The organism is Thermomonospora umbrina (assembly GCF_003386555.1).
Classification (GTDB): Bacteria; Actinomycetota; Actinomycetes; order Streptosporangiales; family Streptosporangiaceae; genus Thermomonospora; species Thermomonospora umbrina.
Genome location: NZ_QTTT01000001.1, coordinates 5,394,544 through 5,413,093 on the forward strand (window position 1 = coordinate 5,394,544; position 18,550 = coordinate 5,413,093).

The following is an 18,550-nucleotide window of genomic DNA, read 5'->3' on the forward strand; positions in this document are numbered from 1 at the left end:
CAGGTCCCTCCGGAGGCCGGGCCGGAGGCCGTGGCCTCCCGCGTCGGTGACGTGCCGAGGCATCCCACACATGATCGGCCTGTCGGCACGGAACACCGCTCCGCCCGAACCTTCGTCCACCCCGGTCAAACCGCCGCCCGAAGCCGACTGCACCGTCAATCCGTCGGTGCCCGGACCCGGCGTCAATGCCGCCGGCAAGAATCGGCCGCCGCATCGGCGGACCTCAGCCTGATCACATGCGAGATTTTCGACGGCGTCAGCAGATGCCGAGCATGTCGGCCGGCCCCACCTTCGGGCTGGTCGGCGGTGAGCCGATATCGCCATTTCACATCAATCCACGCCCGGGCGCACCCGCAGTCGAACGAGTCCAGCGGAGGTCTCCACTCGGCCGGGTCCTCGTCGCCCTTGGCTTGGTCGATATTATCGGTCACCGCCCCCAGTTGCACCGAGTCCAAGCCATTGGCGAACGACCGCCGGCGCTCAGCCATCCCCCCGTCTTCCATGCCCGGGCGAACGGGCATAGAGGCGATGTCGATATCGGAGGCGGCATTCCAGATGGCGCCAGAACGACCCGGACACCACGGCGCATGGGCGGTTGTTGGCCACGTCTCAGCCGTCGCGTTTGAGGACGATCTCGCGAATGCCGCATGCGCCGGAAATCGCGCCGGGCCCCTCCCTGGTCGAGGACGACGGTCCGCCGCAGCGACGGGGAATCGCGCTCCGGCGAGGTCACGACCACGACCACGTGCAGAGGAAGGGCCGCGGCCCTGCTCACGTCCCCGGCTTCGCGTCCGGGTGAGCCTCGATGAAGCGATCGTAGACGTCGTCGGCGATCTTGCCTCGGAGGCTGACCTCGACGCCCTCGGCCTTGGCCCACTCGCGGACGTCGCTGTTGGTGTACCCCTTCAGGCGTGGGGAGGCGTCGCCGGCGGACTTGCGGGATCGACCCGCCGGCTTCACGATCGATGCCTTCTCCAGGTACGGCGCCAGTTGCCGCAGGATCTCTTGGAGCTGCTTGTGGTTGGCGTCGCCCAGGTCCATCGTGAAGGTCGTGCCGGCCACCTCGAAGTCCCGCTTGGCGACGTCCTCACCGTCGTAGCCGTCGATGTCGTCGACCATGATGACCTTGGTGGCCACGTGCTCCTCCTCCGTTGGCGGCGTCCAAGATGATAGGCCCTCGGCACCGCTCCGGGCTCGAGGTGCTGCACCGCAATCGCCGTGGTGGTGGGCCGGACCGGTTCAGGGGGTGACCGGGTGCGGCGTGGCGATGCGGGTGGGTCGGGTCCGGCCTCTGACGATGACCTCGTCGGTGACGTGCCAGTGGGCGGCCTCGGTGGGGTCGGCGGCGTCGAGGGCGGTGCCGGAGGCCAGGACTCGGGCGGGGGTGGTCTTGGCGAGGTCGGTGAGGCGGGCGGCCTCGTTGACCGGGTCGCCGATGACGGTGTACTCGAAGCGCTTCTCGGCTCCGATGTGCCCGGCGACGGCTTCGCCCGCCGAGACGCCGATGGCGGCGCGGAGTCGGGGGACGTCGGTGTCGAGGCGCCGGGCGAGTTCGCGGGCGGCGGCCAGGGCGTGGGTGCGTTCGTTCGGCAGGTCCAGGGGGGCGCCGAAGACGGCGAGTGCGGCGTCGCCCTCGAACTTGTTGATCCAACCGCCGTGCTTGCCGATCACCTGGACGACGACGGCGAAGAAGTCGTTGAGCAGGGTGACGACGTGCTCGGGTGGATGGGTGGCGGCGAGCCGGGTCGATCCGATCAGGTCGACGAAGAGGACGGCGACCTGGCGGGTTTCGCCGCCCAGTCGCACACCGCGTTGCAGGGCGATCCTGGCGACGTCCTCGCCGACCTGGCGGCCGAACAGGTCGCGCAGCACTTCGCGTTCGCGCAGCGCGGAGGCCATGTGGTTGAACCCGGCCTGGAGCCGTCCGATCTCGCTTCCGTCGTAGACGGGGACGGTGACGTTCAGGTCGCCCCGGTCGACGCGGGTCAGGGCCCGGCGGACGGAGTTGACGGGGTCGGCGGTGGCGCGTGCGGCCAGGTAGGTGACCGCGCCGCCGACGATCAGCGCGGTCGTGCCCAGGACCACCATGGTCCAGCCGAGTTGCCGGCCGGAGACGTCGGTGAGGATCAGCGCGGCCCCGCCCATGAGGACCACCCCGAGGACCGGGACGGCCGTGCCCAGCGCCCAGGCCAGCAGCGAGCGGGTCACCACTCCGAGGACTCTGGTGGCGGTCGGCACGGTGGTGGTGAGGGTCATCGCGACGGCCGGGCGGAAGAGGCGTTCGGCGAGCAGGTAGACGATGGCGCAGGTGGTCAGGCCGCCCAGCAGGCAGGTGAGGCCGAGCTTGAGGGCGAGCAGCGCCGAGAACGACACGTTGATCAGTGTCCAGCCCGCGGTGGCCACGCCCCACAGCACGACGTGGACACGCATCAGGCGCAGCGGGGCGCGCAGCACGCGGCGCTGTTCGCGGTCGCTGAGGGGGCGGTCGGTGTGGAACAGCCCGCGTACCGGGCGGAAGGACAGCAGACCGACGACGACGCCCACCACGATGGCCACGGAGGCGTAGGCGAACAGGAGCGCCACGTTGACGTGCCGCAGCGCGGCGGGTGCGCCCGTGTCCGGCGGGTCGGGCAGCACCATGGTGGCCAGGACCAGGACCACCAGGGCGCCGCCGATGTTGGACACGACGGCCGCGATGGTCACCAGCCAGCGGATACGGCGTTCGGTGGCGGGTCGGGAGGCTCCGGGCGGCCCGTCCAGGACCCAGCGCAGCACGCGGCGCGGGCGCGACCCACGAGGTCCGACATCGGGGTGCGGCGGGCCGCTGAGATGGTCGCGCATGGTGTCCTGTTCCGCACGGGCCGCGCAGATCGGCGCGGGGACCGCTGCAGGTGTTGGCCCGCGCCGGCCTGCGCGGCGTCTCGGGGCTACTTCAGCTTGCCGGTGAGGGTGCCTTGGGGGCCGAACAGTTCGGCCTGCCAGCGTTCCAGCAGGTGGGTGCTGTCGATGTGGTCGGGGTGGAAGCCAGGGGTGTTGTAGGCGCGCAGGGTGCGGATGACCTCGCGGGCCAGGAACGGCGAGTGCCGCAGGCGGGCCAGGCTGCGAACGAGGCGGACCGGGTTGTAGGTCGCGCGGTCGGTGAGCATGGACAGGGCCGTGGCCGTGACGACATGGGCGATCAGCAGGGCGCTGATCAGCCGCATGGTCCAGATCCGCATGCGCTCGGTGCCGCCGACCGCCCGGTAGACGTCGAAGGCGACGGACTTGTGCTCGGACTCCTCCAGGGCGTGCCAGAGCAGGATGGAGCGGACCTCGGTGTCGCCGAGCAGGGCCTGGGCCTCGGGGCTGGTGAGCAACTGCTCGGCGATGGTGGCGGTGTAGTGCTCCAGGCCGGCGGTGAAGCCCAGCCGCACGCGCGGTGACAGTGTCCGGTCGAACGACGACAGGACCCCGTCGATGAACCGATGGACCAGGTGGGTGGGATATCCCATCTGCCGCAGCACCTGGTTGAGGTGGTCGTGTTCGCGGCCGTGGACGACCTCCTGGCCGATGAACCCGCGCACCTGCTTCTTCAGTTCCGGGTCGCCGATCTCGTCGCGGTAGTGGCGCACCGACCGTACGAAGAAGTCCTCCCCGGGAGGGAACGTCGCCGACAGGACCGCGACCACATGGCTCATCACCAGGTCACCCTCGACGTAGTGGCGTCGCAGAGCGCCGTCGGGATGGGAGAAGCGGACGCGACGGACGTGAACGGTGCGCGGCGGTATCGGGCGGGGAGCGAGATCTCCTGCGGCGGTCATGGCGTCCTCTCGGCTGTCTCGGCCCCCAGGTGAGCCGGGGCATGGGGGGTGGCAGGCAGGTAGTCGTAGTCGTCGAGGGGGAAGGTGCGGCTGGCCCTACGGGCCTGCGCGGAGCTGGTCGGGCGCAGGTAGGGGGTGTCGCCGTGGTGGTCGAAGTAGTAGCTGTTGGCGGTGCCGCAGTCCCCGGTGGCCCACAGTGAACCGGCCAGTCGTTCGCGCATCTGTTCCGTCCACCGTTCGGTCGGTTCGGTGCGGATCTCCACCACGGCCGCGCCTCGGCGGTGGGCTTCGGTGATGACCCGCACGATGTGTGCGGAGGTGGTTTCGACGAGTTGGTGCCAGGTGCCGCCGACCCATCCGTAGGGGCCGAACATCATGAAGTGGTTGGGCAGTCCGGGGATGCTGATGCCTTCGTAGGAGGCCAGGCGGTTCTGGGTGTAGGTGGTCGCGAGGTCGAACCCGTCGCGGCCTCGTACCGGGGTGCGGCGGTAGTTCTCCGGGTCGCTGGCCAGGCGGAAGCCGGTCGCCAGCACGATCGCGTCGACCTGTCGTTCGTGTCCGTCGAGGGTCTGGACGCCGTTCTCGGTGATGCGGGCGATCGAGTCGGTGATCAGCGAGACGTGCGGCAGGTTGAAGGCCCGCAGGTAGGTGTTGGAGACGGAGGGGCGCTTGCAGCCGAGCCCGTAGTCGGGGGTGAGCCGCCGCCGCACCTCCGGGTCGCGGACCTGCCACCGGTACCACAGGGAACGCAGCAGCCGGGCCCCCGTCCGGGCGAGCCAGGGAGCCCGCCGATGATGGACGACCACGTCGATGAGCAGCAGCTCCACGGCCCGGGTCGTCAGCCGCCGCACCACCTCCTGCAGACGCGGCGACCGCCGGAACAGCCCCATCAACACCCGGGGGATCGCCACGTCGGGTTTGGGCGCCACCCAGATCGGCGTGCGCTGGTACACGTCCAACCGGGACGCCTCGGCCGCGATCTCCGGAACGAGCTGCACCGCGCTGGCACCCGTCCCGATGACCGCGACCCGCTTGCCCGTCAGATCGCACCCGTCGTCCCACCGCGAGGAACGCAGGACCGCCCCCGCGAACCGGTCGGCCCCCGCGATGTCGATCGGTTTGGGATCCACGAACGGCCCGATCGCGCTGACCACGAACCGGGCGACCACCTCGCCCGCCCCCGCGAGCCTCAACCGCCACAGGCGCGCGTCCTGATCCCACACCCGTTCGACGACCTCGCTGCCCAGCCGTACGCGCCGACGCAGGCCGTACCGGTCGGCGAGCCCGTCCAGGTAGGCCTTGACCTCCGCGCCGGGCGCGAACACCCGGCTCCAGCCCGGGTTGAGCTCGAAACTGAACTGGTACGCCTGCGCCGGGACGTCCACGCCCACACCCGGATAGGTGTTGTCGCGCCACGTGCCCCCGATGTCGTCCGCGCGCTCCAGGATGACGAAGTCCTCGATGCCGGCGCGTCGCAGCGCGATGCCCATCCCCAGGCCGCTCAGCCCCGCGCCGATGATCGCGACCTCGGTGTCCGGCCGGATCCGCTCGGAGCCCCGCACCTCTTCCGCTCCGGTGTCCGTCTGTGGCGGTGGGGTCATGACCGCTCTCCAAGCTGTCGGGTGGCGCCATGGCCACACCCGGCTGCAACAATGCGAGATTCAAACGCATGTAACAACATGCGTCAAGTTGTAAAGTGCGTTCAATGGTGAACCCGCAGGTTGTTAGGGTGTCGCCATGGGTTTGTTCGACGGCCTGCTACACCGGGCGAGGACCAGCGAACCGGCGGACGACCACACCGCCGAGCGCGTCCTGGACGCCGCATTGCAACAGGCCGAGGACTTCGGCCTCCGCCGCTTCACCATCGACGACGTCGCCCGCCGCGTCGGCCTCTCGCGCGTGACGATCTACCGGCACTTCCCCAAGAAGGACTCCCTGCTCAGCGCCCTGGTCATGCGCGAACTGCGGCGGTTCCTCAGCAAGGCCGAGACCGTCGTCGACGCCCAACCGACCTCGGCGGCCAAGCTCACCGAGGGCCTGCACTTCTGCGTGACGTTCCTGCGCGAGCACCGGCTGCTCAACCGGCTGCTGCGGACCGAGCCGGAGCTGATCCTGCCCTACCTGACCACCCGGGCCGCCGGACCCGTCGCCGAGGCCCGCGAATGGATCGCCGGCCTCGTCCGCGCCGAGATCACCGCCGGCCGCATCGAGATCCCCGACCCCGACATCGACAGCTTCGCCGAACTCCTCGTCCGGATCGTGCTGTCACTGGTCCTCACACCCGAGACCGTCCTGCCCATCGAGGACGACGCAGAACGCCGACGCGTCATCGACCTCTACTTCATCCCGCTCACCCAACGCTTCACACCCACCGCCGACAGCCGGCCGGCCACGGCGGGCGCACCGACCGCCGACACGCCCTAGCCACAGGGCCGAGCCCGTCTGCGTACGGGGACAGGCATCACGATGTCGGAAGAGCCGGTGGTGGCGGGCCGACACCCGGCGCCCCGCTCGCGCGCCGGTGTTTCGAGCCGCCGTGACGGGGGCCCGCCTTGGCCTGGGACATGCACACGGCGACTCTCTGTGATGTATCTTTAACTCTCTGTTGAAGTCGCTTGGTTCGGCTTGCCCGAAGGGCACCGATCGCTCATCCAGGCCAAGGGAGTGAAATGCGAACGGTACGAAAGATCGCGGTACTCGTCGGAGCCGTGGGCGCCATAGCGGCGATCCCCGTCGGTGCCGCCACGGCCCACGCCGATATCACCGACGAGCTCGGCGGACTGCTGCTCAACAGCCGGAGCGCCACGGGCCACAGCAACGCCTGCGGTGACCAGGTCTCCATCGCGAGCATGACGGAGTGCTTCACCGCCAAGGGCGGGGGGTCCGGCAAGGGCGGCGACCAGGCCGCCGGGCTGCTCCTCAACAGCCGTAGTGCGACGGGGCAGAGCAACGTCTGCGGCAGCCAGATCGCGGTCCTGAGCCCGACGACGTGCGTCACCGTGAAGGACTGATGAGACGACGGCCGGCCGCCCAAGTGCGCGGAGGTGGAACCGGTCGGGCTCACGGTCATCGCCTGACGGTCACCGTGGGCCCCGGCCGTCGTCGGGTCGCGCGGGCCCGGTTGGCCAGGCAGGTGACGGTGGTCAGCAGGGTGACCACGGTCAGCACGGTGAAGGCCCGGTGGTAGCCGGCCGTCAGGTCGCCGATGGCGGCGGGTGATTGCGCGTACAGCGTCCGGCGGTCGGCCGCCGGCAGGGCCGAGCCGAGCGCGCCGAGCGGGAGGGCGACGCTCAGCAGCATGCCGACGTTCTGCGTCGTCAGGCGCAGGCCGTTGGCGACGCCGAGCCGCTCGGCGGGAGCGCTCGTCACGAACGCCGCCGTGTTCCCGGTGTAGAACACGCTGCCGCCGACCATCGTCAGCGTCACGGTCAGCGCGATCAGCGGGCGGGGGGCGCCGGCCGTCAAGGTGAGGGCGAGCATCGGCAGGGCGCAGGCGGTGCCCGCCGCGCCCGCCGCCGCGAGGGTGACGGGACGGACCCGGCGGGTCAGGAACCCGCCCATCGTCGCGGCCGTCATGGCGGCGACCGCGCCGGGCAGCATCACGACGCCCGCCTGCGCGGGAGGCATGCCGCCGACGGTCTGCAGGTACAACGCGACCAGCAGCATGGCGCCGTGACGGCCGAGAACGTCCAGGGACGCGGCGAGGACACCCAGGGCGACCCCGGGGTGGGTGAGCAACGTCCAACGCATCAGCGGATGGGCGGCGTACACCTGCCGTGCCGCGAAGGCCGCCAGCAGCACGGCCGGAACGCCCACCACGAGAACCGGCGACCCGGGCCCGCCGGGGGAGTCGATGCTCGACAGGCCCAGAACGAGGCCGCCGAGCCCGGCGCACAGCAGCGCCGCGCCCACCAGGTCGATCGGCTCCCGGGGACCCGGCGGCACGCGGGGAACGACGACCGCGCCCCAGACCAGCGCCAGCAGACCGAGCGGCACGTTCATCCACAACGCCCACCGCCAGCCCGCCGCCTGGGTGGCCACCCCTCCGAACAGGAGACCCACGAGCGGCGCCGCCGCGATCGTGCCCGCGAACACCCCGATCCCCTGACCGAGCCGCTCGGGCGCGAGGATCGCCTTGAGCATCGCGGTGCTGTTGGCGAGGATCATCGCGCCGCCGGCCGCCTGGACGACCCGCCACCCGATCAGGATCTCGACGGACGGGGCGCAACCGGCGAGCAGCGCCGCCGCGGTGAACACCGCCAGGCCCGCCAGCAGGAACGTGCGGCGGCCGAAGACGTCGGCCAGCCTGCCCGCCACGATGAGCAGCGAGGTCTGCGCCAGCAGGTACGCCGACATCAGCCACGTCGCCTCGAACGGCCCGGCGTCGAAGTGCCTGACGATCGCCGGCAGCGCCAGGTTCATCACCGGGCTGTCGGCCATGACGGGCAGGGTCGCGATGCCGAGCACGGCGACGACCTGCCAGGAACGTCCCGGCGCGGCCGGCCTCCTGCTTCGGGCCGTGCCCCCGCGGGCCGTCGGGGCGCGTGTCACCGCCGTCGCAGGGATTCCCGGGCGGATGCGGACGGTCGTACCAGGTCCGGGCGGTGCCGGAGCGCGGACAACCGCGCCGCGGCCTCGAGCATGCCGCCGCGGGCATCGGCGTGGGCCGACATCGACGGCAGAACCGTGGCCGGTCGCCGCCGGGCGGCCAGCGTCAGTCGCATCATCGGCGTCAACGAGGCGCGGGGGCCGATCTCGACCACCGTGGCGGGGCCATCGGCGGTGGCGGCCAGCACCGCGTCCTGCAGCAGGACCGGACTGACCAGCGTCCGGGCCCAGTACACCGGGCCGTAGGCCCCCGGCGGAGCCTGCCCCCCGGTGAGCGAGGAGAAGATCGGCCGATCCGGCGTACGCGGGACCACGTTCTCCAAGGCCGCCAACTCCCGCCGGGCGGGCTCCATGAGCGGCGAGTGCAAAGGGTGGTCGGGATACCGCAGCTCCCACGTCGCGCCGCGTTCGCGCACCAGGGGCCCGACCGCGGCGACGGCCTCCCGGTCACCGGCGATCAGGGTGTGCGCCGGGCTGAGGTCCACCGCCACCCACAGCCGCCCGGCGACGGAACCGATGAGCTCACCGATGTCCCGGGCGGACATGCCGACCACGGCCATGCTGCCCGACCCGGACATCGACCCCACCGCCCTGCCCCGGCACACCGCCACGCGGCAGGCGACCTCCAGATCCAGGGCACCGGCGGCGTACGCCGCGGCGATCTCGCCCACGCTGGTCCCCACGATCGCGTCGGGGTCCACGCCCCACGAACGCCACAACTCCGTCAGCGCCGCCTGCATGGCGAACAACGCCGGCTGCGCGACGGTCGGGTCGCCGAGGCGGCACACCTCCCGCCCGGCGGTCACCTGCTCCAGCAGCGACCAGCCCTCCGACTGCCGCACCAGCTCTTCGCACCGCTCCAGGATCCGCGCCGCCACCGGCTCGGCCAACAGGCCGCGCCCCATCCCCGGCCACACCGACCCCAGCCCGCTGTAGGCGAACACCAGGCGCCCGGCCGGCCGCTCGACGACCTCCGAACCCTCACCCACGCCCGCGGATTCCACGACCCGTTCGTCCCTCATCCGCATCACCCTGACGCGCCACCCGACACCGACCCCACCGACTTGACCAACCCTTGCCGGCACCCGAGCCCGGACCTGTCCGCCGGCCATGACCGGGCGACGCCGCCAGGGGTGTGCCGGAGGCGCGTGTCAGGCGTGCGGGGTCCGTCGGAGCAGCCACACGAGGTACGGGGTGCCGATCAGCGCGGTGACCACGCCCACGGGGATCTCGGAGGGGGCGAGCAGCGAGCGGCCGACCGCGTCGGCGATCACGACGAGCACGGCGCCGAGGACCGCCGCCATCGGTGCGACCCGGGCCGTTCCGTTGCCCGCGATCCGGCGGGCGAGGTGCGGGGCGACCAGGCCCACGAACCCGATGGCCCCCACGGCCGCGGCCGTTCCGGCGGCGAGGGCCGCGGCGGCCGCCAGCACCATCAGACGGGCGCGGCCCAGCGACAGGCCGAGGGAACGCGGCAGGTCGTCACCGAGGTCGAGCAGGTCGACGGCACGGGCCGACGCGGTGACGGCGATCGCCGTGAGGACGGGAACGACCAGCCAGACCAGGGAGTCGTAGTCGCGCGCGTAGGTGCTGCCGGCGAGCCAGGTCAGCGCCGAGGCGATGTTCATCTGCGCGCTGCTGACCATGACGTAGGTGAGGGCCATGGTGGTGGCGGCCATGCCGATGCCGACGAGCACGACGCGGGTGGGGTCGAGCCCCCCGCCGCGACGGGCGATGAGGACCACCAGGGCCAGGGCCAGGGCCCCGCCGGCGGCGGCGGCAATCGGCAGCATGATCGCGGGAGCCGCCGGGATCACGAGGATGACCAGCACGGCACCGGCCGACGCCCCGCCGGTGACGCCGACGAGGGACGGTTCGGCCAAGGGGTTGCGCACGACGGACTGGACGGCCACTCCGGCGACGGCCAGGCATGCGCCGGACACCGCCGCCACCATGATGCGCGGGAACCGATAGGAGACCACGGACTCCGCCATCGCGTCGCCGGATCCGGTCAGGACGGCGGCGAGCCGAGCCCAGCCGATGCCGACGTCGCCGACCCGCAGACCGACGACGACGGCGACGACCAGGGCCGCCAGCCCGAGGCCGAGGACCGCCGGGAACCGCAGTCGTCCCGGGGAGGCGGCGGTGACGGCGGCCCCGGTGTCGGCGTCGCCGGTGGCCACGCGCCGGGCCAGCAGGATGAACACCGGTCCGCCCACCAGCGCCGTGATCACTCCGACCGGCAGTTCGCCGTATCCCGCCGACGGTGGCCGGACGATCTGCGCGGCGGCGTCGGCGGCGAGCAGCAGGGCGGCGCCCAGCGCCCCGGCGAGCGGGAGCAGTACGGCGTGGGCCCGGACGCCCAGGAGCCGGGCCGCCACCGGGGCGACCAGGCCGACGAAGCCGATCGGGCCCGCGACGGTCACCGCGGCCGCCGCGAGCAGCACCGCGAGCGTCAGGACGGCCAAGCGGACCCGCGCGACCCGCACTCCCAGCGCCTCGGCGGTCTGGTCGCCCAACGCCATCAGGTCGAGCGGCCGAGCCAGCAGCAACGCCACCGGAACGGCGAGGGCGACCACGGCCCCGATCGCCAGCGGCCGGTCCGGCCCGGCCTGCAGCAGGGTGCCGTTCCCCCAGAAGAAGACGCCCTGGGTCCGTCGTTCGTCGAGCATCTGCAGGAACTCGGCGACCGCGGTCGCGGCGAGCTGCACGGTCGTCCCCGCGAGGAGCACCTTGCCCGGCGTGGCCAGGCCGCCCGCGAGGAGCAGGTAGACGAGGCCGACGGCGAGCAGCGCCCCGGCGAACGCGGCGAAGCCGGTGCCGAGCAGCCCGGCGTTCGCGCCGGTGAACAGCAGCGCGGTCACCGCGAGGTACGCGCCCGCGTTGGCGCCCAGGGTCTCGGGCGCGGCGAGCGGGTTGCGCTTGGCGCCCTGGATCAGGGCTCCCGAGACGCCGAGGGCGACGCCGGCGACGAGCCCGGCGAGCGTTCGCGGGATGCGGCTGCCGACGAGCACCGCCCTCGTGTGCTCGTCGGCGTCGCCCCGCACGGCGTTCAGGACGTCGCCCACCCCGACCCCGGCGGCGCCCAGGCCGAGGTGGAGGACGGCCACCCCGAGCAGGGCGAGCGCGGCCACGCCGCTCACGAGGAGCGTCGTCGAGCGGCGTGGGACGGCTGCGGCCTTCGTGGTCATGAGCGGGTCAGGACTTGAACGCCTTGGCGGCCTCTTCCAGCAGGTGCACGGCCGACAGCGGGCCGCCGAAGTACCAGGTGCCGGGGTCGATCGGCGTCACCCGGCCGCCCTTGACGAAGCCGAGGTCCTTCCAGACGGCGTTGTCCTTCAGCTCGCCGGTGAACGGGTCGTCCTTGGGGTTGGCGGTGTAGAGGAACGTGGCGGAGGCGGGCACCTTGGTGAGCCCCTCCACGCCGACGGTGGTCATGCCCCAGGCGTCGGGCTTGCCCTTCCAGCCGTTCTTCAACCCGGCGAGGTTGAGCACCTGGGCGGCCAGCGCGTCATCGCCGAGGAGGCGGATGGTCGGCGTGCCGTTGAGGCTGAAGCCCATGGCCAGGGCGTACTCCGAACCCGCCTTGCCCGCCTTCGTCAGGCGCGCGCGGACGGCGGTCGCGGTGGTGTCGATCCGCGCGAACACCTCGGCGGCCCTCTGCTCCTTGCCGACGGCCTTGGCCAGCTCGGTGAAGGTGGTCTTGAGGTGCCGGAGCTGCGGCTTGTCGGTGTAGGTGAAGGACACCACCGGCGCGATGGCCTTGAGCTGGTCATAGCTGTTCTTGGAGCGTTCCTCGTCCACGACGATCAGGTCGGGGGACAGCGCGCGGATCTTCTCCAGGCTGGGTTCCTGCCGCGTTCCAACGTCGGCGACACCCGCCGGGAGCGCGGCGCCGGGCGCGGTGACCCACTCCCCGTAGGTCTTGCCGTCGGCGTTGCCGACGGGTGTGACGCCGAGGGCCAGCAGTTCCTCGGTGTGCACCCATTCGAGCGAGACCACCCTGGTGGCGGGCTTGGCGAGCGCGACCGGGCCGCGGGCGGTGGCGACGGTGATCGCCCCTCCGCCGCCCTGGCCGCCGCCCGAGCCGCCGTTGTTCTGGTCGTCGACGCTGCCGCCGCAGGCCGCGGCGCTCAGTGTGACGACGGCGGTGCAGCCGATCGCGAGCGCGCGGAACAGCCTCTGCATGGGGGGACTCCTCGTGTTGCCGTTGGATGGGGGGTGCCGCGGTCTCTACGGTCGCCGCGGGAAACACGCCAGGTGGCCGGTCTCGGCGTCGCGCACGACGCTGACCTCGAGCCCGAAGGCGCGGCCGATGGTCTCCGGGGTGAGGACCTCGTCGGGCGGGCCCGTCGCGGTGACCTCCCCATCGGAGATGACCAGGATCTGGTCGCCGTACGCGGCGGCCTGCATGAGGTCGTGGAGCACGACCCCGCAGGCGATGCCGTGCTCGACGGCCAGCCGGGCGACCACGTCGAGGACCTCGAACTGGTGCCGCAGGTCGAGATAGGTCGTCGGCTCGTCCAGGAGCAGGATGTCGGCCCGCTGGGCCAGCACGGTCGCCAGCCACGCCCGCTGGCGTTCGCCGCCCGACAGTTCGTCCAGCCTCTTGTCCGCCAACGTCGCCGCGTCGGTGACGGTCAGCGCCCAGTCGACGGCCTCGGCGTCCTCCCGGGTGTGCCGGGCGAACGCGCCGCGATGGGCGTACCTGCCGTGCCGGACCAGTTCACGGACCCGCACCCCGACGGGGACGAGCGGCGCCTGCGGGAGGAAGGCCAGACGGCGGGAGAGGTCCCGACGCGACAGCGCCCGCAGCGGCTCGCCGCCGAGGCGGACCTCGCCCGCGAGCGCCGGCTGCAGTCCCGCCACGGTGCGCAACAGCGTGGACTTGCCGCAGCCGTTGGGCCCGGCCAGCACGGTCACCTCACCGGCCCGCAGCGTCAGGTCCACGGAGCCGAGCACGCGCCTGCCCCCGTGGCCGACGTCGAGACCGCGGGCCACGAGTCGCGGCTCTTCCCCGCTCAACAGCCGACAATCCCGGTCAAACCAACCCTCCAGGTCGAAATCGGGCCCCACCCTACACCGCGAAGGTAAGGCATACCTAACCTGTGGTCGGGAAGGCTCGTTCACCGTTCGCGGGGTTGGGGCTTCGGCGCTGGGGGGTGGGATCAGCGCGCCCTGGTCCTTCCCCTGGGCTGGGAGGTGCCTGGGCGCGTGGGGGACCGGCGCCGGAGCAGTGCCCTGGTGATGAGGACGGCGGCGATCACGCCGGGGCCGCAGTGGACCAGGAGCACGCCGAACAGGCTCGGTCCTCCCCAGTCGTCACGGTAGGTGGCGGAGTCGGTCACGTCGATGACGAACGGCTCGGCGACGGCCCGCCCGACGAGATAGAGGCCGAGGATCAGCCCGAGGATGCCTGCTGCCTTCCGCATGTCGTCGCTCCGTTCGACGGGGATCGGGAGTCGGTCCCATCGCCGTCCATGCTCGGGGAGGCGGAGGTCGTCACGCATGGGACGGTGGTGCGATGCTCGATGTCATACGCCGGTGCCAGACGGTCTACCCACCGCCCCGGGGCGGGTCCCGACGGCGTTGAACGGATGCGTCGGCCTACGCCGATCCGTCGCGGTGCGGCGACGCCGATCGTCGTGCGTGGGGGAACGCCGAGCGGGCGGCGCGGTGGACGGCCGTGACCCCGGGGTCGTTCCGTTCGGCGAGCCAGGCGAGGCCCGAGGTGCACGGTGGCAGATCGGTCACATCTCGATAGGCGACGCCCGGGCGGGGGAAAAGGGTGCGGGCCGCGGCGGGGAGAAAGGCGATGGACTCACCCCGGCCTATGACGGCCAGCATTGTCTCGACGTCTCTGACGATGGGGCCGTAACGCACCGTCGTGCCGTCCGGCCGTGGGACGACGGACCAGAAGTCGCGCCATTCCTGTGAACATTCCGGGGGAAAGGACACGACGTCGAAGCGCCCCAGTTGGCTCAGCGACACCGCGGGGTCGGCGGCCAGGGGGTCGGCGGCGGGAAGGCAGACGACCCGCGGCTCGGTGGTCAGGTGCAGGACGGAGATGCCGTTCGGTACGGGGGGCCTGCAGAAGACCACGTCGACCGCTCCGCGTTCCAGGGCGCGGAACTGGTCCACCAGGTCCAGCAGCCGCGACTCGACGCTCACGCCGGGGCTGAGACGGCGCAGCTCCGCCATGACGGCCTGGAAGTGGGGCATCGCCGCCTCCGCGCCGACGGTGCCGACGACCACGTGCGCCTTGGGCGTGCGCGCGTGCTCGTCGGCCACGCGCTGCAGCCGGTGCACGGCCTCGATCACCGCCCGGGCCTCGTGCCGCACCGCCTCGCCGGCCTCGGTGATCCGCACGGCCCGGCCGCCGCGTTCCAGCAGTTTGACCCCGAGGGTCCGCTCCAGCGCGAGGATCTGCTTGCTGAGCGCGGGTTGACTGATGAACAGGCGCGCCGCGGTCCGGCCGAAGTGCAGCTCTTCTGTCAGGGCCAGGAATATTCGCAGTTGGTTGACGGTGGGTGGCGTCTGCCGTTCCATTGTCACTCTGATATCCGACCGGGTATCGGAGGCTCCGTCAACCGGCCGGTCGAGGTTGGCGCGCATCGCCGGCCACCGTGCGTCTCGATGCCATGGAAGTGTACCCGGAACGCCAGCCGCGACGCCGATCCGGGGCGGGGCGGCCTGCGGGCCCCGCCGCGGCGATAACCGAACCTCTATGGGTCGATGACCACTCGTCATGGCACTTTGCTTCCTTGACGGCATGAGATGGCCGAAGATCGGATCCGGTGCTCGTTGTGCGCACGACCGGTGGGAACCGCCCGTCGGTGACCTGAAAGGGCTCATCCATGCCAACGAAGAAGGCGGCGGCCCTCCTCCTGGCCGTCCTCGCCGTGTTCGCCGGGATGGGGACGGCGGCGACCGCGGAAACCGCATCCGCCGGCCGGTACTGCGTGATGGTCGTCGACAAGGCGGCTGATGGAAAGACGTCCCCCGTCCGTTCCCGCGCGTGTGCCGACGACATGTCCACCGCCACCCGTCGGGCGGGCGTGGTGGAGGGGGCGGCCGCGTCGACGCTCCTCATGGAGTGGTTCTGGAACGCCAACAACAACCCGCCCAAGCTGGTTCGCATCTACGGCAATTATGGGCCCTGCGACTCCGCCGGCTATCGCATCAACATCTATGACGACTGGGCGAACCAGATCTCCGGTTTCAACTCCCTCAACGAGTGCAACGACGTCACCGGCTATGACCTGTCGCTGCTGCAGGGCGACCACGAGCGCTGGATCCAGCACAATCCCTGCGCGTGCACTCTGCAGGGGTGGATCGGCCCGTTCATGAACGACCGCATCGAGTCCTTCCACATTCGCCGCGGCTGAACGGGGCCCGGACACGGTGGCCCTCCGGCCCTCGGCGTCGCGCACGCCGAGGGTCGGAGGGCCTGTTCCTTCGGGGCCTTCCGCGAGGGACGGCCTATCAGGCGAGGGACAGCGAGTGCGGGTTCCAGTTCGCCACGAAGACGCTGCCGTTGACGTCGGGGTACTCGGTGAAGTCGACCGACTGGCCGTCGGGCGCGGTGACGTTGTCGACGTCCTTCAAAACGTACTGACCATTGATGAGCTGGTACCACGCGACGGTGAAGGTGGTGCCCCGGCCGTCGCCGCCCTTGTCCGTCACGGTGCCGCGCGCACCGGACAGGGACTTGTAACCCGAAGCCTTGCCGTAGGTCTCCTCGATGCTGAACGGCGTTTCACCGGGAAGCGGATCGGCGGACGCGGTGCCGGGGGCGGCGAGTGCGGCGAGCGCGGCGCCGGGAATCGCGATGGCGGCGAAAATCTTGGCGAAGCTCACGTTTTGGCTCCTCGTTGTCCGGAAGGGCTGCGGTCGCCCTCCTCGTCCAGATCAGAGTGCGGCCGATCGGTGTTCACTTGCCAGCCCGGATCCCTGCTCATTTTTCGCGCATATCCGATGAACAGTGCTCGCAATCCGGCCGTAGGCTGCCATATATGGGGACCACAGACTCGTACAATGGCGCGCGGCCGCGATGAAGGGCGAGATGAGAACGATCGGCGATCGGCTGTACCGGGCGCGCCGCCGCCGTTTCGTCGGCCGGGACGCCGAACTGAAGACCTTTCGGAGGGCGCTGGAGGCGGAGGTGCCGCCGTTCGCGGTGATGTTCGTCCACGGGCCGGGCGGTGTCGGGAAGACCGCGCTGCTCAACGCCATGGCGGCGCTCGCGAGGGAGGCCGGCCACGCCACCGTGCTCCTGGACACGCGTTCGGTGGACCTGACGCGGACCGTCCGGCCGGAGCCGGCGGGGGAGCGGGGGGTGCTGCTGCTGGACTCCTACGAGCGGCTCATCGCGATCGACGACTGGGTGCGCGAGGAATACCTGCCGGGGCTGCCCGCCGGGACCCTGGTGGTCATCGGCGGCCGCGAGCCGCCGAGGCCGGAGTGGGTCTCCGACCACGGGTGGCGGGAGCTGCTGCTGACGGTGCCGCTGGGCAATCTCGGCCCGGACGACGGCGCGGCGCTGCTGCGGGAGGAGAACGTGCCCGAACGGCTGCACGGGCACGTGCTCAGGGCGACCCACGGCCATCCGCTGGCACTGCGCCTGCTGGTCGACGTGCTGTCCCAGCGCGGGGACACCGGGGACCTGGCGGGGATCGACCTGGCCGAGGCCCCGGACGTGGTGCGGCTGCTGCTGGACCGTTTCCTGGAGGGGGTGCCGACACCCCGGCACCGCCGCGCCCTGGAGGTGTGCGCCCACGCGCTGGTCACCACGGAGGAGCTGCTCCGGGCGGCCCTGGACGACGATCATGATCCGGGCGGGTTGTTCGCCTGGATGCGGACGCTGTCGTTCGTCGAGGAGCGTCCCGAGGGGCTGTGCCCGCACGACCTGGCCCGCGAGGTGTTCGACGCGGATCTGCGGTGGCGCGACGGCACCGCCCACCAGCGCCTGCACCGGCGGATCGGCGACCATCTGGTGCACCGGCTGCGCACCAGCACCGGGGCGGCGCAGCGGCGGGTCCTGACCGAGCTGACCTTCCTGAGGCGGGCCAACCCGGCCGTGCGCGATCTGGTCGACTGGTCCAAGCCGGCCTGTCATCACACCGACGACATGCGTCCGGAGGACCGGGCGGACCTGCTGGCGATGACGGAACGGCACGAGGGGCCCGAGTCGGCGAAGCTGGCGGCGTTCTGGATGGACCGGCAGCCCGAGGCGTTCGTCGTCGCCCGAGGTCCGCGGGGGGAGCCGGCCGGCTACGGCTGTCGGCTGCGCCTGGACCTGGCGTCGCCCCAAGACGTGCAGGCCGATCCCGGCACCCGCGCGATGTGGGAGTACGCACGGCGGCGGCGTCCACCCGCGCCGGGCGAGGAGGTGGCCGTCAAGCGCTTCTTCGTGGACCGAGAACGGCACCAGCGCCCACGCAGCGCGGCCGGGATCGCGATCGTCGCCCTCCTGCACCGGCGGCTGACCAGCACCCGGCTGGGCTGGGACCTGATCGGCGCGTACAGCGACGCCGACGCCCAGCGCGACCTGTTCCGCTTCAACGGTTACCACCGAGCCGAGGAGGCCGACTTCGTGGTGGGCGGCGTGCGTCACTACGTGTACGCGCGCGACTTCCGGGTCGGCGGCATCGACGCCTGGCTGGATCTCCTGGCGGAGAGCGAGACGCGGACCGGGCCCGCGGCCGCCGTTCCCGAGCCGTCGCCGCTCGCGGCGATGTCGCGCATGGAGTTCACCTCGGCGGTGCGCCGGGGGTTGCGCGACCTGCACCGACCCGATGTGCTCGCCGGCAATCCGCTCAACGCCGCCCGGACGGCGCTCCGTCACGACGGCGGCCTGGCGGGCCTGCTGCGGGAGGCCGCCGAGTCGTTGCGGTCCGATTCCCGCAACCTCAAGGCGTACCGCGCCGTGGACCGCACCTACCTGCACCCGGCCGGCACGCAGGAACGGGCGGCGGAGGTGCTGGGCCTGCCGTTCAGCACCTACCGCCGCCATCTGACCACCGGCGTGCAGCGCATCGTCGACACGATCTGGCGGGAGGAGATGCACGGCCTTCGACCGCCGTCCCCCTGAGGGGCACGCCGGGCCGCGGCATGGCGAGGAGGTCGTCCGCCCCGGGCGG

Annotated in this window: 17 protein-coding genes; 4 read left to right on the forward strand and 13 right to left on the reverse strand. The window is 71.9% G+C overall.

Annotated features, from left to right (window positions below; all coding sequences use genetic code 11):
• Positions 1 to 182 precede the first annotated feature (182 nt).
• The 5 genes from DFJ69_RS33855 to DFJ69_RS24070 form a co-directional block, all read right to left on the reverse strand.
• On the reverse strand, positions 183 to 488 hold the full coding sequence (locus DFJ69_RS33855; RefSeq protein WP_147312402.1) for a hypothetical protein: 306 nt from the start codon (positions 486 to 488) through the stop codon (positions 183 to 185).
• Positions 489 to 771: 283 nt separating this feature from the next.
• Positions 772 to 1,137 carry a histone-like nucleoid-structuring protein Lsr2 gene (locus tag DFJ69_RS24055; RefSeq protein ID WP_116024690.1) on the reverse strand — a complete coding sequence of 122 codons (366 nt, stop codon included), beginning with the start codon at positions 1,135 to 1,137 and terminating at the stop codon, positions 772 to 774.
• 102 nt (positions 1,138 to 1,239) lie between these two features.
• A complete protein-coding gene (locus DFJ69_RS24060; protein ID WP_116024691.1) occupies positions 1,240 to 2,841 on the reverse strand; it encodes an adenylate/guanylate cyclase domain-containing protein in 1,602 nt (533 codons plus the stop codon).
• Positions 2,842 to 2,927: 86 nt separating this feature from the next.
• Positions 2,928 to 3,800 carry a metal-dependent hydrolase gene (locus DFJ69_RS24065; RefSeq protein ID WP_116024692.1) on the reverse strand — a complete coding sequence of 291 codons (873 nt, stop codon included), beginning with the start codon at positions 3,798 to 3,800 and terminating at the stop codon, positions 2,928 to 2,930.
• Positions 3,797 to 5,401 carry a flavin-containing monooxygenase gene (locus DFJ69_RS24070; RefSeq protein WP_116024693.1) on the reverse strand — a complete coding sequence of 535 codons (1,605 nt, stop codon included), beginning with the start codon at positions 5,399 to 5,401 and terminating at the stop codon, positions 3,797 to 3,799. The genes DFJ69_RS24065 and DFJ69_RS24070 overlap by 4 nt, the downstream gene beginning before the upstream one ends.
• A gap of 136 nt (positions 5,402 to 5,537) precedes the next feature.
• On the opposite strand from DFJ69_RS24070, the gene DFJ69_RS24075 reads away from it, so the two are divergent.
• Together DFJ69_RS24075 and DFJ69_RS24080 are read left to right on the forward strand one after the other, a co-directional pair.
• Positions 5,538 to 6,224 carry a TetR/AcrR family transcriptional regulator gene (locus DFJ69_RS24075; RefSeq protein WP_116024694.1) on the forward strand — a complete coding sequence of 229 codons (687 nt, stop codon included), beginning with the start codon at positions 5,538 to 5,540 and terminating at the stop codon, positions 6,222 to 6,224.
• A gap of 245 nt (positions 6,225 to 6,469) precedes the next feature.
• Positions 6,470 to 6,811, forward strand: a complete 342-nt coding sequence (locus DFJ69_RS24080; protein WP_147312403.1) for a hypothetical protein — start codon at positions 6,470 to 6,472, stop codon at positions 6,809 to 6,811.
• 55 nt (positions 6,812 to 6,866) lie between these two features.
• On the opposite strand, the gene DFJ69_RS24085 is transcribed toward DFJ69_RS24080, so the two are convergent.
• The 7 genes from DFJ69_RS24085 to DFJ69_RS24115 all read right to left on the reverse strand — a co-directional run bounded on the left by DFJ69_RS24085 (position 6,867) and on the right by DFJ69_RS24115 (position 14,957).
• Complete coding sequence (locus tag DFJ69_RS24085) at positions 6,867 to 8,267, reverse strand: MFS transporter (protein WP_116024696.1); 1,401 nt, start codon at positions 8,265 to 8,267, stop codon at positions 6,867 to 6,869.
• Between the two features lie 80 nt (positions 8,268 to 8,347).
• The gene (locus DFJ69_RS24090; RefSeq protein WP_170177757.1) at positions 8,348 to 9,430 is read right to left on the reverse strand and encodes an acyltransferase domain-containing protein; all 1,083 of its coding nucleotides are present in this window, start codon (positions 9,428 to 9,430) and stop codon (positions 8,348 to 8,350) included.
• A gap of 129 nt (positions 9,431 to 9,559) precedes the next feature.
• The gene (locus tag DFJ69_RS24095) at positions 9,560 to 11,599 is read right to left on the reverse strand and encodes an iron ABC transporter permease (RefSeq protein WP_116024698.1); all 2,040 of its coding nucleotides are present in this window, start codon (positions 11,597 to 11,599) and stop codon (positions 9,560 to 9,562) included.
• 7 nt (positions 11,600 to 11,606) lie between these two features.
• Positions 11,607 to 12,596 carry an ABC transporter substrate-binding protein gene (locus DFJ69_RS24100; protein WP_116024699.1) on the reverse strand — a complete coding sequence of 330 codons (990 nt, stop codon included), beginning with the start codon at positions 12,594 to 12,596 and terminating at the stop codon, positions 11,607 to 11,609.
• Positions 12,597 to 12,641: 45 nt separating this feature from the next.
• On the reverse strand, positions 12,642 to 13,433 hold the full coding sequence (locus DFJ69_RS24105; protein ID WP_116024700.1) for an ABC transporter ATP-binding protein: 792 nt from the start codon (positions 13,431 to 13,433) through the stop codon (positions 12,642 to 12,644).
• 143 nt (positions 13,434 to 13,576) lie between these two features.
• Positions 13,577 to 13,840: a hypothetical protein gene (locus DFJ69_RS24110; RefSeq protein ID WP_211328723.1), complete on the reverse strand. Its 264-nt coding sequence runs from the start codon at positions 13,838 to 13,840 to the stop codon at positions 13,577 to 13,579.
• Between the two features lie 175 nt (positions 13,841 to 14,015).
• Positions 14,016 to 14,957 (reverse strand): LysR family transcriptional regulator, encoded by a 942-nt coding sequence (locus DFJ69_RS24115; protein ID WP_116024701.1) that lies wholly within the window; start codon positions 14,955 to 14,957, stop codon positions 14,016 to 14,018.
• 308 nt (positions 14,958 to 15,265) lie between these two features.
• Here DFJ69_RS24115 and DFJ69_RS24120 point away from each other — a divergent pair, with 308 nt between their 5' ends.
• Positions 15,266 to 15,796, forward strand: a complete 531-nt coding sequence (locus DFJ69_RS24120; protein WP_116024702.1) for a hypothetical protein — start codon at positions 15,266 to 15,268, stop codon at positions 15,794 to 15,796.
• A gap of 97 nt (positions 15,797 to 15,893) precedes the next feature.
• Here the strand turns inward: DFJ69_RS24120 and DFJ69_RS24125 are convergent, their stop codons facing one another.
• Positions 15,894 to 16,268: a hypothetical protein gene (locus DFJ69_RS24125; RefSeq protein WP_116024703.1), complete on the reverse strand. Its 375-nt coding sequence runs from the start codon at positions 16,266 to 16,268 to the stop codon at positions 15,894 to 15,896.
• 193 nt (positions 16,269 to 16,461) lie between these two features.
• Here DFJ69_RS24125 and DFJ69_RS24130 point away from each other — a divergent pair, with 193 nt between their 5' ends.
• Positions 16,462 to 18,501 carry an AAA family ATPase gene (locus tag DFJ69_RS24130; protein ID WP_116024704.1) on the forward strand — a complete coding sequence of 680 codons (2,040 nt, stop codon included), beginning with the start codon at positions 16,462 to 16,464 and terminating at the stop codon, positions 18,499 to 18,501.
• Positions 18,502 to 18,550 lie beyond the last annotated feature (49 nt).

Bases quoted from the DNA above. Each gene is read 5' to 3' on its own strand.
- DFJ69_RS24075 (WP_116024694.1), top strand. From the start codon at position 5,538: ATGGGTTTGTTCGACGGCCTGCTACACCGGGCGAGGACCAGCGAACCG.
- DFJ69_RS24080 (WP_147312403.1), top strand. From the start codon at position 6,470: ATGCGAACGGTACGAAAGATCGCGGTACTCGTCGGAGCCGTGGGCGCC.
- DFJ69_RS24090 (WP_170177757.1), bottom strand. From the start codon at position 9,430: ATGAGGGACGAACGGGTCGTGGAATCCGCGGGCGTGGGTGAGGGTTCG.
- DFJ69_RS24110 (WP_211328723.1), bottom strand. From the start codon at position 13,840: ATGCGGAAGGCAGCAGGCATCCTCGGGCTGATCCTCGGCCTCTATCTC.
- DFJ69_RS24060 (WP_116024691.1), bottom strand. From the start codon at position 2,841: ATGCGCGACCATCTCAGCGGCCCGCCGCACCCCGATGTCGGACCTCGT.
- DFJ69_RS24120 (WP_116024702.1), top strand. From the start codon at position 15,266: ATGCCAACGAAGAAGGCGGCGGCCCTCCTCCTGGCCGTCCTCGCCGTG.
- DFJ69_RS24130 (WP_116024704.1), top strand. From the start codon at position 16,462: ATGAAGGGCGAGATGAGAACGATCGGCGATCGGCTGTACCGGGCGCGC.
- DFJ69_RS24065 (WP_116024692.1), bottom strand. From the start codon at position 3,800: ATGACCGCCGCAGGAGATCTCGCTCCCCGCCCGATACCGCCGCGCACC.
- DFJ69_RS24070 (WP_116024693.1), bottom strand. From the start codon at position 5,401: ATGACCCCACCGCCACAGACGGACACCGGAGCGGAAGAGGTGCGGGGC.
- DFJ69_RS24115 (WP_116024701.1), bottom strand. From the start codon at position 14,957: ATGGAACGGCAGACGCCACCCACCGTCAACCAACTGCGAATATTCCTG.
- DFJ69_RS24100 (WP_116024699.1), bottom strand. From the start codon at position 12,596: ATGCAGAGGCTGTTCCGCGCGCTCGCGATCGGCTGCACCGCCGTCGTC.
- DFJ69_RS33855 (WP_147312402.1), bottom strand. From the start codon at position 488: ATGGCTGAGCGCCGGCGGTCGTTCGCCAATGGCTTGGACTCGGTGCAA.
- DFJ69_RS24095 (WP_116024698.1), bottom strand. From the start codon at position 11,599: ATGACCACGAAGGCCGCAGCCGTCCCACGCCGCTCGACGACGCTCCTC.